This is a genomic window from Pseudomonas sp. 910_23 (assembly GCF_052850795.1).
Genome location: NZ_VXCZ01000027.1, coordinates 35,369 through 50,787, shown reverse-complemented (window position 1 = coordinate 50,787; position 15,419 = coordinate 35,369). Strand labels below are relative to the sequence as shown.

Annotated in this window: 9 protein-coding genes; all 9 read left to right on the top strand. The window is 53.8% G+C overall.

From position 1 onward, the window contains the following. Positions 1 to 7 precede the first annotated feature (7 nt). The 9 genes from FW800_RS25490 to FW800_RS25450 all read left to right on the top strand — a co-directional run bounded on the left by FW800_RS25490 (position 8) and on the right by FW800_RS25450 (position 15,417). Positions 8 to 1,540: a portal protein gene (locus FW800_RS25490; protein ID WP_446438717.1), complete on the top strand. Its 1,533-nt coding sequence runs from the start codon at positions 8 to 10 to the stop codon at positions 1,538 to 1,540. Positions 1,541 to 1,553: 13 nt separating this feature from the next. Beyond that, positions 1,554 to 2,339: a capsid assembly protein gene (locus FW800_RS25485; RefSeq protein WP_446438716.1), complete on the top strand. Its 786-nt coding sequence runs from the start codon at positions 1,554 to 1,556 to the stop codon at positions 2,337 to 2,339. A gap of 96 nt (positions 2,340 to 2,435) precedes the next feature. Then, entirely contained in the window at positions 2,436 to 3,449 is a 1,014-nt protein-coding gene (locus FW800_RS25480; protein WP_446438715.1) for a hypothetical protein, read from the top strand. A 202-nt stretch (positions 3,450 to 3,651) separates the two neighbouring features. After that, positions 3,652 to 4,212: a hypothetical protein gene (locus tag FW800_RS25475; protein ID WP_446438714.1), complete on the top strand. Its 561-nt coding sequence runs from the start codon at positions 3,652 to 3,654 to the stop codon at positions 4,210 to 4,212. A 9-nt stretch (positions 4,213 to 4,221) separates the two neighbouring features. Then, positions 4,222 to 6,627, top strand: a complete 2,406-nt coding sequence (locus FW800_RS25470; protein ID WP_446438713.1) for a phage nozzle protein — start codon at positions 4,222 to 4,224, stop codon at positions 6,625 to 6,627. Positions 6,628 to 6,689: 62 nt separating this feature from the next. After that, positions 6,690 to 7,325 carry a virion core protein, T7 gp14 family gene (locus FW800_RS25465; protein ID WP_446438712.1) on the top strand — a complete coding sequence of 212 codons (636 nt, stop codon included), beginning with the start codon at positions 6,690 to 6,692 and terminating at the stop codon, positions 7,323 to 7,325. Positions 7,326 to 7,564: 239 nt separating this feature from the next. Further along, the gene (locus FW800_RS25460) at positions 7,565 to 9,622 is read left to right on the top strand and encodes a hypothetical protein (RefSeq protein WP_446438711.1); all 2,058 of its coding nucleotides are present in this window, start codon (positions 7,565 to 7,567) and stop codon (positions 9,620 to 9,622) included. A 15-nt stretch (positions 9,623 to 9,637) separates the two neighbouring features. Beyond that, on the top strand, positions 9,638 to 13,459 hold the full coding sequence (locus FW800_RS25455) for a transglycosylase SLT domain-containing protein (protein WP_446438710.1): 3,822 nt from the start codon (positions 9,638 to 9,640) through the stop codon (positions 13,457 to 13,459). Between the two features lie 53 nt (positions 13,460 to 13,512). Next, positions 13,513 to 15,417, top strand: coding sequence for a phage tail fiber domain-containing protein (locus tag FW800_RS25450; RefSeq protein WP_446438709.1), 1,905 nt, complete (start codon positions 13,513 to 13,515; stop codon positions 15,415 to 15,417). Positions 15,418 to 15,419 lie beyond the last annotated feature (2 nt).

The following is a 15,419-nucleotide window of genomic DNA, read 5'->3' as shown; positions in this document are numbered from 1 at the left end:
AAGGCCCATGGCTGAAAATGCCAAGCCCCAGGAAGGGGCCGAGACGACTTACAAGCGCCTCGAAAACGACCGCAACCCTTACACCAAGCGAGCCGAAGATTGTGCAGTCCTAACGATCCCCTCGCTGTTCCCCAAGGACTCCGACACGGGGTCTACGAATTACACCACTCCGTATCAATCGGTGGGTGCTCGTGGGGTGAACAACCTAGCTTCCAAACTGATGCTCGCCATGTTCCCTCCGAACGAAGCGTTCTTCAGATTCCAGATGGCCCAAGAGCAGGAAGCTCAGGTCAACTCTGGCGATGGTGCAAAGACCAAGATTGACGAAGACTTAGCCGCCATGGAAAAGGTGGTTCTGAAGTTCTTCGAAGGCTCCGGCCACCGAGTGACTCTCTTCGAGGGCCTCAAACAGTTGGTAGATGCGGGCAACGTCCTGTTCTACTGGACCTTGGAAGGTCTCAAGCTGTACCGCCTGAACCGCTATGTGGTTGAGCGTGATGGAATGGGCAATGTGCTAACCATCGTTGCTCGTGACCGCTACTCCAAAGCATCTCTTCCAGAGGAGCTCATTGCAGCCTCCAAGCTGGACGATGATGCGACCTCAGCCACACCTGTTGACGTTTACACGCACGTCTACTGGGATGGTGAGAACTGGCAGTCCTATCAGGAAATTGGTGGTGAAGCTGTTGCTGGCACCGAGAGCACATATCCAAAAGGGAAATCCCCATGGATCCCTGTGAGACTCTCGAAGATCGACGGCGAGCACTATGGCCGGTCCTTCGTAGAGGAATACTACGGAGACCTCCTGAGCCTGGAGAACCTCTCCAAGTCTATTGTTCAGATGGCAATGATTGCCTCCAAGGTTATCTGGCTGGTGAATCCCAACGGGATCACTCAGGTCCGGCGCCTGAACAAAGCAACCAACGGCTCATATGTCGCTGGCCGTGAAGAGGACATCAAGCCCCTTCAGCTCCAGAAATTCAATGACATGCAAGTCGCCAAAGGCACAGCCGATGGCATCGAAGCCCGACTCTCCTATGCGTTCATGCTCAACTCAGCCGTCCAACGGTCAGGGGAGCGTGTCACCGCTGAAGAGATCCGCTACGTGGCCCGTGAACTTGAAGACACTCTCGGCGGGGTCTACTCGATCCTCACCCAGGAACTTCAGCTCCCGTACATCCGAGTTACCACCAGCAACCTAATGTCCTCCAAGGCTCTCCCGGATCTCCCGGATGGTCTTGTAGAGCCCACGGTAATCACTGGTGTTGACGCCCTGGGCCGGGGTTATGACCTCAACAAGCTAGTTCAATTCATCCAGACCCTCGAAGGTCTCGGTGATGTCGCTTGGCAGCGTCTCAAGATCGGCAACGTGATCTCCCGCATTGGTATGTCCCTGGGACTCGATGTGAGTGAACTGGTTATGTCAGACGAAGAGTTCGCAGCAGCCCAGCAACAACAGCAAGCAGCAGCCGCTACAGGTCAAGCAGCCGAACAGGCGATGACTCAGGCAGCCCAGCAACAAATCCCTCAACCCGCCTAGGAGTCCCTGACTGATGGCCCATGAACTGTATGGCGATGCCGTTACCTCTGAAGGTAGTGAGCAAGCCTCTATCCAACTGACCGTTGGTGCCCAGGAAGAAACCTTTGAGGTTATTCCTGAGGACACCTCTGTCGATAAAGCTCCTGAAGAAAAGCCGGACGAAACCCAGGAAGGCGATCCCAACGAGGAGTCCACAGAAGATCAGCAAGAGCCTCCAAAGGACAAAGCGCCCGAGGAAGTTCTCCAGGCTGATGTGGAGACCCTCAAGACCTCAGAAGCTGAGATCGCTAAAGACCTCGCCGCAAAAGGTGTGGACTTCAATGCAATCGCTCAGGAGTTCGCTGATACCGGCAAGCTCACCGATGAAACATTGTCTTCGCTGGATAAGGCGGGCTATCCGAAAATCACCGTGGATGCCTTCTTGGCGGGCCGTGAAGCTGTAGAGCAACGCTTTGCTCAGCAGGTCTACGCCCAGGTTGGTGGTGAAGAGCAGTTCCTGGCACTACGGGACTTCGCAGCAACCAACCTAAACGCTCAAGAGATTGCCTCTTTTGATCGCGCCATCGAGAGTGATGATATTGGTGTGATTGGCCTGATGCTTAAGGGTATCCAGGCGAAATACACCAGCAAACACGGCACGAAAGGTAAAGCTGTCGTAGGTGCAACCACTGGCACTCCTAAGGCTGTGGGCTTCAAGGATAACTCCGAGATGGTCAAAGCTATGAGTGACAAGCGCTATGGCCGTGATGCTGCCTACACCAACGAAGTGATCCTCAAGGTCGCCGCTTCGAACAACTGATTCACCCTCCTCCAGAAATTCCCCAAGGGACTCCTCAGCAATCTAGCTGATCCAGGAGAGCCCTTTCCCCAAGCTCGTCTCAAGGATTGAAACTCTATGGCTTCTACTACTGTCGCTGCACCCGGTCAGATCAATGGCGCAGGTGATCGCAAAGCTATCTTCATGAAAGTTTTCTCGGGTGAGGTCTTGACTGCCTTCGCTCAGAATACCGTTGTGATGAATCGCCATCTGGTCCGCACCATCACCAGCGGCAAATCGGCCTCCTTCCCAGTGATTGGCCGGGGTACTGCAAAGTACCTGGCTCCGGGTAATAACCTGGATGACCAACGCACCAACATCAAACACGCTGAGAAGGTCATCACCATTGATGGCTTGTTGACCTCGGACTGTCTGATCACTGACCTCGACGAGGCAATGAACCACTACGACGTTCGCCAGCCTTACGCCTCCACTTTGGGCGAAGAGCTCGCAATGGCCGCTGACGGCGCCGTTCTTGCTGAAGGTATGCAGGTCGCTCTGGCCGCTGAGAACATCACCGGCGAATCCGGTGCTGGTGGCAAGATTGGCGTGGGCACTCCAGTAATTACCGCTGAATATGGCCGTACCGTGCTGTCGGCACTGATCTACGCCCGTGGTCGATTCAGCAAGCTACGCACACCAAAGGCAGATCGTACCGTGTATGTCGAACCTGACATCTACTCGGCAATCCTGTGCGCCTTTGGCCCTTACGCCGGTAACTACATCGTTCCGGGCACTGGTGACGTAAAGGAAGGTGCAGTCCTTCGCTGGGCTGGCTTTGACATCGTTGAGGTTCCTCACTTCTCCGCTGGTGGTGCTGAAGACCTGCACGCCCCGGTAGCTAATGCTATTGGTCTGGCTATGCATCGCGGCGCCGTAGGCACTGTGAAGCTGAAAGACCTGGCTATGGAGACTGCCCGTCGAATCGAATATCAAGCAGACATGATGGTCGCCAAGTACGCCATGGGTCACGGTGGCCTGCGTTCTGAAAGTGCCTTGATCTTGACCTCTGAAGCAGCCTCCCCAGACCTGATCGCTGCACAAAAGTCAGCTCTGGAAACTGCCCTGGCGAACCCAGGCAGCGGTACATAAGAACTCTTGAGGAGCCCTTCGGGGCTCTTCTCGATCACCTCAAGTAACCATCTGGGAGTCCTCTACGGATCCTTCCCTTTGGGCTCCCACCTGCGCATCCAAGAGAAAGCCTAAGCGAGTTGCTGGCCCTTACCGGGACACAGCAACCACTTGAGCTCCCTTCCTCTCAGCGCTCCAGCCTGTTCCCATGAGGATTCCACAAATGGTTATTACCCCAGCCACCGAACTCGATGCAATTAACGAAATCATCGGGATCATCGGTCAGGCTCCTATCAACTCCCTGGAGGACGAAGCGGACATCGATTCGTTGAACGCTCAGCGAATCCTCCAGGGTGTCTCCCGTGAACTCCAGTCTAAGGGCTGGTCATGGAATATCGAATCAGCATCCCTGAGCCCTGACGCCACAACCCAGAAGATCACCTTTCGGGATGAGTGGCTGAGACTTGAAGGGGCTTCAATGGTTCGTCGTGAAGGTTATCTGTACGACCTCTCCAACCAAACCAACCTTTTCAAATCGTCAGTGTCAGTGGACATCGTTCGCTTGATTGACTTCGTGGATCTCCCTGAAGTGGTCCGTAAGTACGTCACCACCAAAGCTACCAAGATATTTCAGGCGCGCTCTGTAGGTGCTGCTGAGCTGGACCGTGAGGCTCGTGAAGAGCTCCAGGAGGCGTACCAAACGCTCATGGAGTACGAGTTGGACTTTGGTGCATACAACCAGATCGACTCAGACCCCTTCATGCAAACCGCGATGGCTCGGTAAGGATTCTCTATGCCGCTCATATCGCAGTCCATCAAGTCCCTCAAAGGGGGCATCTCACAGCAGCCCAACAACCTCCGCTTCCCTGACCAAGGGGAGATCCAGGAGAACGGGTTTAGTAGTGAGGTCGAAGGTCTCCAGAAGAGACCACCTACGGTACACCTCAAGAGAATCATGGGTGCTATCCCTGGGAACCCAGCGTTCCATCTGGTCCATCGAGACGCCATCGAGCGCTACATGGTGATGACCGACAACAAGACGGTACGAGTGTGGGATCTAGCTGGCAATGAGATAGTAGTAAGTGCCCCTGAAGGGCTCTCCTATCTAGCCACTACAAATCCCCGCGAGGATCTCCGTCTGGTAACTGTGGCTGACTATACCTTCGTGGTAAACCGGAAGATCACCGTTAAGGCTGCTACAGAACGTTGGCCTACACGGCCCAATGAAGCGTTCCTGTGGGTCAAAACGGGTCAGTACGGGAAGAGCTACAAGATCACTATCACGTTCTCCAACGGCACAACTCAGGTACTGACCTTTACGACTCCTGATGGTACGGACGCCAAGGACTCGCCTAAAGTTGCTGCCAATTACATCCGGGATCAATTTCTGGATCAGGCGCTGAATGGAACAGCCACGGTCATTGCTGGAATCACCTCCAGAGCTCCAACTTATTTGGTCCCCACTGCCACTGAGAACGGAGGGCTCTACCTAACCCCAAAACCTGGTTACACCATCTCGAAAATAGCTATTGAGGATGGTTTTAACGGTCAGTCCATCATGGGGTTTATGCAGAACGCTCAACGTTTCAACCAGCTTCCTCCTCAGTGCCTGGACGGCTACGTTGTGAAAGTGGCTGGTGATCCAGACTCCGACGCAGACGATTACTACCTTCAATATAGTGAGACCCAGCGTCTTTGGCGTGAGTGTGCTGAACCTGGATCTCTTAAAGGGTTCGATAAGAACACCATGCCCCACGTAATGATCCGAGAGGCAAACGGCTCGTTTACCTTTAGAAGTAACGACTGGGGCCAGCGCCTAGCTGGTGATGACGATACCAACCCGTTCCCTTCCTTTGTGGATGCAGTGATCAATGACGTGTTCTTCTTTAGGAACCGTATTGGATTCACCTCAGGGGAAAACACGGTGATGTCCGTAGGTGGTGAGTTCTTCAAGTTCTTCCCGCCTTCGGTGGTAGTCCTGGCAGACACAGACCCTATTGATGTCTCCGCAAGTGGCCCAAGGGTCTCGATACTGTACAACGCAGTACCTTTCAAGGAAGAACTCCTCCTGTTCTCCAGTGAGGTCCAGTTCACCTTGCGAGCTGAGGGCGTCCTTTCTGTCAAAACAGCAAAGATTGACCTGACGACAGAATACGACTGTATAGCCTCAGTACGCCCTGTGGGTGTGGGCCGGTCAGTCTTCTTTGCCAGTGAGCGGGCCCTCTACTCCAGCATGAATCGCTTCTACGCCGTACAGGATGTATCGGACGTGAAGGATGCTGAAGACATTACGGCTCACGTACCCAGCTTTATCCCCAACGGGATATTCAAGATGTCTTCCTCGAACGCTGAGAACCTTCTAGTGGTTCCCTCAAGTGGTCGGGAAGATACCCTCTTTGTCTACAAGTTCTTGTTCCAACAGGACCAGCTTGTTCAACAGTCGTGGTCTCACTGGACCTTCAAAGGGGATCGTGTACTGGCTGCTGAGTTTGTGGGGTCAGACCTTTATCTGATCCTTTCGAACACTTCAGGGACGTACCTGGAGAAGCTCTCGTTTACCCAGAACACCTTGGACTTCCAAGAGGAGCCCTATCGTCTCTACATGGATCGTAAGGTTCGGTACGTGGTTCCAGCAGAAGCCGCCTTTGACGAGTACACGGGGATCACTACGATCAGCCTGTCAGCTCTGTACGGCGGAGCTCCTGACCCTACTCATAAGTACCATGCAGTTGCCCAGGATGGGCGTGTATGGACCTTTGACGGGGTTCCGGGAGGGATCCTAGAGATACCTCGGGATGTTCGAGGGGAAACTCTGATTATCGGCAAGGCATACGCTTTCCGCTATCAATTCTCGCAATTCCTCCTGAAAAAGACGGACCAGCAAGGACTCTCCTCAGAAGACGTGGGGAGGCTTCAGCTTCGCTATGGATGGCTGAACTACAAGGAATCAGGACCCTTCACGATCACCGTGCAGGTTGGCAACAGGAAGCCCTTTGTTTATGTCCATACCGCAAGGATCTTGGGCAGTAACAAGAATCGCCTAGGGGTACTTCCCCTGGAGACCGGAAAGAAAACCTACCCGATTCAGTCACAACCGGAAAAGGTAGAGATCACGGTGTCTTCAGATGAAGTATCACCGCTGGCCCTTACGGGGGCGGGCTGGGAAGCCCTTTACAGCAGACGGAACCAAGGCGTTTAACCACTAGGGCTCTACAGGATTTTCCTGTGGGGCCCTTTTTACATTCAACCAGAGGTAGCTCTATGTCAGGCGCATTAAGTGGCGCAATGGCGGGTGCTCAGACTGGCGGCTCAGTAGGGGGTCCTTGGGGTGCTGTTATTGGCGCCGTAATTGGACTCTTCGTGGGTGGTAAGGTTGACAAGGAGAACCGTAAGAGACTGGAGGATGACTACAAAGCCCAAGTCTCAGCCGTGGTTCAGACCTACAACTACGCAGGCCAGACAACCGACCTGGAGGTTCAAGCAGCCTCCGAACAAGCATCAGCAGACCTCAACAACGCTCAGACGAATTCCATTATGAACATTGCCGCCCTGAGGGCTTCAGCTTCGGAAACAGGCATGGAAGGGAACTCGATGGAGCGCGTGATGAGGATCGCCAAAGGTTCCGACCTGAGGACTGAGGACAGCATCAAGGAGAACTTCAGCCGGACAGTGGCTCAGTCTCTTCTCATCAAGCAAACAAATCATATCGGCGCCCAGAAGCAGCTCACCGAGATCCGCCGCCAAGTCGTTAACTCTCAGCCATCCATGTGGACTCAGCTTCTTTCCTTAGGGCAGCAAGCGGGTAGCTCTATGGGCAGCATGGGTGGAGGCGCTAAAGGTGGAGGTGGTCAGACTGGCGCGAACACCGGTCAAGCTGGCAACGTTTCAGGGAAATAACTATGGCTGGTTCACCTTTAAATACCGCTTACAACACCTGGAGACAGTTCGCTCCCCAGGAGAAACCCCTTACGCCAATCACCGGGCCTCGTCTAAATGTGCAAGCTGGTCCAAGCTCGGATGGTGGCCTCAATGCCGCATTCTCAGGACTGAAAGCAGCAGCGGTTCAGGCAGGGGCTCAGTATGCCCACGGTGAAAAGCGCAAAGGTCTGGAGTCGGAGGCCAAGGCTGAGACCTGGATGAAGTCCGTCTCCCCTGACGAGTTCCGTAAGGCAGCTCAGGAAGGCTCCCTACCGTTCCAAGATGATCCAATCGCCATGGCGCGCTTGCGATACCTCCACGGATTCCACGCTTCAGCAGCAGTCCAGAGTCAAGTCGCGGAGAACATCCGTGGGGGAACCTACAAGGACGAGCTTGATGCACAGGGAAAGGTTGTTCGCAGCGGTTCGGACTTAGCTGTCCAGGACTACTTCGAGAAGATGAAGTCCATGCGGGCTGACATCACAAAGGAGCTGGGTTTCAACGAAGAGGATGAAGCGCTCACCAACGGGATGTTCCGTAATTCAGATGATGCCCAGGTATCCCTTATGGGGCTCCAGACGCAAGTCACTGATAAACGCAACCGGGCCCAGGCTGAGATTCTCCACACATCCACTCGTAGCGCCCTCCTCTCGGAGGCCATCAAGAGAAGCCCTGAAGAAGCGGCCCAGGTTGCCACTGAGTCCTGGACCACGGGATACCAAACAGGTGTCTACCGGGATCTCCCTGATGCTCTGAAGGATGTCGGTAAGACGCTCTCCCAGGTCTCCACTCAGTCTGGAGGGCTGGCAGCAATTGACCTCCTTCTGGATGCCAAGGTCCCAGGAACGGACCAGAGTGTCCGTGAGTTCTATGACGGTGATGAGCTGGAAGGCTTCCGCCAGAAGGCACTAAACACCCAAGTAAAAATGGATGCCTCTTCGGACCTCGACTGGCAAGTCCAGGTACAGGATCGTCAGGATGATCCTAACGGCCTCACGGGGCTCTATCAGATGTACCACGAGGAGCTAGGGCGCTCCGGTGGGGTAGCCTCGAAGAGAACCCAGCAGCTCCAACAAGAGATCACCTCCAAGAAACACTCCCTGGCAACAGAGGCCGCAAGGCTCCAGAAGGAAAATGCTAAAGCAGCCCTTCAGAGTGCCCGTGTGGCTGTTCTCACCCAGGAAGCTGGGAGATTCCTTGCGGGCAATCGTGATGCACAGCGTTACGACACCATGCCTAAGGATCCTGATCTGGGGAAATACTCAAAGGATGACGCTCTCCTGATGGAAAGGGGTCTCCTTGAGCGTTACCAGGAACAACCAGCAAAGCTCCTGAAGATCGCTGACTACATGCCTAACGGCTACATAGCGAACACCATCCAGGACTACTGGAAGGACACCTCAGCGAGCATGGCGGTGGACGCTTCACGGATCTCCCAGGGACTCATGCGTCCAGAAGACATCAAGGAACCAGCAGCCCTGGCCTCGGTGAATCTCCTGAAGACTGCTGACCCTTTGGCGTTCCGTAAGATCATCGGCGGGGACACCCAGGCACTTGCCAAGCTAGATACCCTGGATGTGCTCGCAGGGATGGGTATGGGCTACAAGGACATGGTTATCAGCCAAGCCCGCTGGCAGAAAATGAGTGACAAGGAAAAGCTCACTCAGACCAATAAGATCAAGCGGACTCTCATGGATGAGGCAATCGCTCCCAAAAAGGTGGGCAAGGTAGACGGTCTCAAGAACTTGGCTGGTAGCGAATACGCCCAGACCTATATGAAGACGATGGTCAACGGCCTACTTTCCCTGGGGATCCCCGAAGAAGAAGCCTACAAGAAGGCAGACAGCGCCTTCGCGCAGTCCCACGTAGGTCTGAACGGTTTTCCCATCCCCTCCTCGTTCTTCTCCTCCATTCAATCTCAGGATCAAGTGAACGTAGGTATGGACATCCTTGCGGAGTCCCTCACCGAGTACGCCAGATCCCAGGGGGTTCGTGAGGAAGATGTCATCCCGGATTACAACCAAGCAGCCGGAACCGTGGGCTTCCGCTCACCGGGCCGTATCAGCCTGGAGATCCGCTCTGACTCGCTTCAACAAGGAGCTCAAGCCCTCGCTGAGAGGCGTCAACAAGAGGCGCTCATCAAGAACTCCGAGGGAACCGACAAGGGTGTGCAAGATGCCTTGGGGAAACGCTCTCGCCGCAAGGAAGTATCCCAGTCTATCGAGGCGGGCTTTAACAACATGACTCCTGATCGCATTGGGAGTGAAGACCAATAACCACAGGAGGCCAGGATGGCTAACCCTACAGAATCCCCCTACCGCTCTCTCTATGCGGCCTCAGGGGAAGAATCCGGCGTGAGTCCTGACCTCCTTGAGCGTCAAGGCTACGTTGAGTCCCGCTGGAACCCTAAAGCAATCGGCCCGATGACCAAGTACGGTCAAGCACGGGGCCTCTCCCAGTTCATCGAAGGCACAGGTAAAGCCTACGGGCTGATGACCGAAGAAGACTTCCACAACCCAGAGAAGTCCATCCCGGCCCAAGCTCGCTACATGGCTGACCTCAAGAAACGCTTCGGAGGATCCGATGAACTCGCCCTTGCGGCCTACAACATGGGCCCTACAGCTCTCCAGCGGAGAATCGACAAGGCTGGTGGGATCATCGAAGACGTGAAGCTACCAGCGGAAACCCGTGGGTATCTCAAGCAGATCTTCGAGGGAAAGCAGTCAGGCTGGGCAGCAGATGGCACAAGAGCGCCTAGCCGTATCAACTTTGGACCTACCCAGGCTCCAATCGAAAGTGCTGTAGATCGGGTCTCCGGGGCTTCTCCTGAAGAACTCGGGACGGACTCCGAGAGATCCAAGTGGGATGCCTTCACGGATGGCCTACAACGATCTTCCATTGGCTCAGACATCCGCTCTGGCCGAGTCACCATCCCGGTTACTGAACGGGACATCGACTGGGTTCCCACCGGGGACGAGATCCAGAAAGTGAAGGATGCTGGCATCGGTGAAGCCGGGGCCTCTTTCGTATTCAACCACGCATACTCAGGAGAGGACCTTGATGAACTCATCGACATTGCAAAAGAAAATAGATCCACAGCGGCTGCTGATGGGCGTCAAGGAGTCCTTACTTCTCTGTCAGGTGGACTTGGGGAGATGCTCGGTGATCCAGTTACTTATGGCGCCTTCTTCATCCCTGGAGGAGCTCAAGTTGGTCAACTCTTCAATCCTGGAACAGCTCGAATCCTTGCGGGAGCAGTCGGAGCTAGTGCGGAAGGTGCTGCATATGGAGCTCTTACTGAATCCCTCCGGGAAACCTCCACAGGGGTCGATGCCGACTACAAGTCCGCGATCCTTGCTGGAGCAGTCGGTGGAGCAGCGCTTCATGGAGTCGCCGTAGGGGTCAAGACAGCATTCGGCAAGAACAATCCTATGGATTCCTTCCGATACGTCGAAGACGCCGAAACCTCCAAGACTCTTGAGGATGCAGGGATTATCCCGGAGCAACGCTATCAGCCTGGCCCCCTTACCTCGAAGGTACTCAAGGAAGATACTTATAGCCCAGTAGCTCGGTTCTCGACGATTGGCGAACGGATGCGCTCCAGTCAAAACGAGGACATCCGTACAGCCGCTCTGGGGCTCTTCAGGAATGACAAGGGTTACAAGGATGGCACCTCAGGTCTCGGTCGAATGACCGGCGAGGAAGTCAAACGGAACCTGGACAACGAGTGGTTCGATGTAGATACCACCTACTCCCGTCATGCTGAAGAGTACATCCGCTCCCAAAGACACACCGGCCTCTCCAACGCTGAACTTGAAGATCAGTTTGGCTATCTCGTGACGCTGGCCCGTGAAACTGGAAACCGTGAAGGGATTCCCAAAGGGGTCTCTGAAGCGGCTGACCTGATGGGTAACTTCTATGATCGCCGCATTGGTGACGTGCTGACCCCTTCGAGACGATATGGGTCTGGTACGGACATCGTGGAGAATCCTCGGGAATGGCAAGGTGTCGAGAACTACTCCCCAGTAATCATGGACACCGCAAAGATCTCCAGGGCCTCTGGCCGAGTTGGTGGTGATGACCGTTTATTGGAGGTCGCTGGGAGAGCTCTCTACGCTTCCTTGGGGAATCCTCAAGTCCGTGCTAATGCAGTCAAGGCTTACGAGGATGAGTTCGCAAAGCTCGCTAAAAAAGCCCTGAAGAACGCGGAGACTCCTGAAGCCGCCGCAAGTGCTCAGCAAGTAGCCAGGAAGGCTCTCGATGAAAACGGGAAGCTGACCTCTGACTTCCGCCGCTGGGCTCTCCAGAAGGCAAAGAATCAGGCTCTGGGTTATGTGGACCAGGACATGAGCCGCATTAAGGCTCACCTCTACAAGACCATGGATCCTGCTGAGCTTCCTGACTTCATGCGTTCCCGAGGGATCTTCAGGACTGACGCTGAGATCACCCTGGCGGATGGCTCAAAGTTCAATATCAATCGAGACCTTCGTAGTGGTGATGTGCGGGCAATCATGCACAGCTACCACAAGCGTACAGCCGGTGACCTGGCAATGTCCGTGGGACTTGGTGATGCTGGCTTCCGGGGGTTCTCAGAGAGACTCTCGAAGATCGAACAGCAGATTGCCAAAGCCACACGGGACGATAACCCAGCGCTGAAGAGGCAGCTCAACGGTGATCTTAACGCCATGAAGATTGCCGCCAAGAAGATCTATGGGATGAGCCTCAACCAAGATGGGCGGGGTGCTGCTGACATGCTTGCAGGATCCCTGACAAACCTCTCATTTGTAGCGAAGTCGGCCTATATGGGCCCAATGAACTACACCGAGATCTCCTCAGGACTCGCTAACTATGGCATGGGGTTCTTCTTCAAAGCCCTTCCAGGGGTCGGTGAGATGTTCCAGAGGGCAGCTAGAGGTAAAGCAACCGCTGACGACCTCATGCTCCTTCAGAACCGTCTCTGGGGCGAAGAGATCCATGATGTGGTGTATCCGTCGCACCTGCACACTTCCTATGCAGTCGCCAAAGAAAGCGCCTCATCTCCTGTTGCAGCGATCTTTGCGGGGACCTCTCGGCTGGCCCAGGTGGCCCCCTCAGCGAAACTCTTAGGGGCAACCACTAACCGGATCGTCAAGGCGGCCCAGGAAGAATTCCTAGCGACTCTCGTTCGACACGCCCACGGGAGCGCCTCCAAGGTCTTCTCCCCGGCCAAGCTAAAGCACATGAACGTAGATCCCGCTCTGTTCCAGAAGGTACTGGGGCACGTCAAGAAGAGCTCCAAGGTGGGCTCTAAAGGCCAGTTTTCCTTGAACGCTGCAAGGTTCCTGAAGGGCTCTGGTAAAGATGCGCTGGAGGCCCGCCAGATAGTCTCCGAGATTCGCCGCATGGGTGATATTGCTGCGACCGATGTGATCCAGCGGCCATCCTTGGGAGATACCTTCATCTGGGCCGATTCCAAGAATCCCTTCATCCGCTTCCTTACCCAGTTCCAGACCTTCTCTATGAGGTCCCTGGAGAAGAAGTTCCTGAAGGGGGTCAACCGGATCCGCAATGGGGACATTGACGAGGCGCTCCAAATGAGCCTCTCACTGGGTCTCTCCGCAATAGGTACTACAGGTTTTGCAGTGGTTCGAGCCCAGACGATCCGTGATGAGGATAAGCGCCGGGAGTTCTACAAGAACGCCATGGGTTATGACTCGAATACTGGAAAGTGGGATCCAGCAACACTGGCTGTAGCAGCCCTGAAGCGCTCCTCCTATCTGGCTGCACCTTCAATGGCCTATGACACCGTGGGAACTCCCCTGGGTGCTCCTTATGCAGGTCTTGCGCGAACTACTCGGGACACTGAAGAACTATCGGGCGATACACCTGCGAAAGCCTGGAAGGGTTTGGACATAGGGGACACCTTTGGGAACTTCCCTGCCGTGAAATACGGAACTCAAATGATTCAGTCAGGTGTGGCAGCAGGAAACTTGATGCGCCCCTCCTTAGACCCTGAGCAAGTCGAAAGGCAGAAGAAACTCATATTGCTCAATCTGAAAGGGCTTCTCCCTAACGACCCAGCGACTCAAACCGCACTCTCGTGGCTTATCGCTCATGGCGTAGAGGAGCCTTAAACATCCCTCCGGGGCTTCTTTCTGAGGCCCCAAAGATACTTCCAAGGAACTCTATGGCAGCTTACGCGCCTATTACTTACAAAAAGAGTGAAGCATCCTCGATCTTTGACATCCCCTTTGACTACCTTTCGCAAAGATTCATAACTGTTCAACTGGAAGGAGTTCTACAAACTTTCGGTGTGGACTATGACTTCTTAGATAAGACTCGCATTAGATTCTTGAAAGGAGATGTTCCTGCCGGTAAAGCCGTAACATTAGAAAGACATACCGACCCCAGCCAACGGCTAGTTTCCTGGAAAGATGCTTCAGTACTTCGAGCGAACGACCTTGAGCTGTTTCAGCTACAGCTACTGCATATCGCAGAAGAGGCCGCAGTTGTATCTAATGGTTCCATGAGGGTTGATTTTGATTCTAGATGGAATGCTCTTGGCTTGGGAATAAAAAATCTAGCCGACCCTATCCAGGACCAGGACGCTGTTACCAAAAAGTGGTCTACGAAATTCTTCACCGACTTGCTTGAAAGCGTGAGCGGAATGGTGAACACAACTAAAGGTATCTTGTACGACGCTGGAAATCTTTTTGAGTACCTTAAATATGGATTGGCGCGGCGCGTCGACACTATTGAAGCGCTAAGAATGCTGTCATCGGCGCGCAACCAGCGCGCAAAGGTTCTTGGTTATTACAAAAAAGGGGATAAAGGGGGCGGCGAATTTTACGTCGATGAAGAGGACACCGACAGCATTGATAATGGGTTTTCGGTGATTGTGGCTTCGGACGGCGCGCGCTGGAAGCGCGACTTTGCACACAACCTCCACATCAAGCAGGCAGGCGGCGTAGAGGGAGCGAATATAGCCCCCCTTCTAAATAAAGTTGGCGAAGTTCTATACAGAGAGGGTGGGGGCACCTGCAAAATTTCCGGGCCTTACAGTCTGGGCGAGAAAGTCAAAATGTACCCAGGTGTTACGCTGAAGGGGACCGGATCCGGGCGGAAAAACCGTCTTGAGGTTACGCATACTGGGACGGCCTTCGAAACAATTTGTCCACCAGATTACACGCCTGCTTTGTGCATCGACAGTAATGTGATCAAGTTAACGCTGGTTGGGCGAGGGACTGGCGCAGGTGTTTGCTTCTCCATTCGCAATGCAATGCAATGCACTGTTAGTAAAAATGAGATTGCAAACTTCGGTATTGCGTTTGTTTGGAACAGCGGCCATACACCCACGAAATTTGTTCAAGCATTCTTCAACAAAATCTCTCAAAACATTATCAAGCCTTGTGGTATTGCTCATTACTTTGGTGGGGCCGCGAATCGTAATACATTCGACACCAACAGTATTGCAGATAACCAGGTTGCATATGACTTCTCCCACCCTACCAACTGGTCAGAAACAAATTTATTCCTTAATGAAAACGTTGAGGGATGCCGCACATGGGCTGAATGGGGAGCGGCTATCTATTCTCAGACGTGGGATGGCTTGACCATTGAAAACCCAGCCACTAACGGTTATGTGTGTACCGTTAAAGATCCTGGGCGACAAGTGATGAAAAATCTGGCACTGATCCCTTTGGGTAATCGGGAAGCAATTTACAAGTACAATCTAAACGCTAAGCCTTCAATGATTCTGGGATCCGCTGGTAGTAGTGGGGATAATAGACTTGGGGTCAGCATCACCGAACCTTTAGATATGTACGATATAATTCAGCACCATACGCACCATGCAAGTGGTTCCTATGCCGGCACGATCAATGCAGGGGCTATCGGGTTACTTGATATTGCGATTCCGGATGCTCAGTTAAATGATCGTGTGGAGGTGTACGCTCTTAGGTCGCTGTTCGGGTGTGTACCAACTGCTTGGGCAGAAAACGGCAGGGTTCACGTTATTATTTCGAACCCCACCACATCAAACATTGTAATTCCATCCACCGAAATTTCAGTGATACTGAAAAGGGTGCTGTAGCA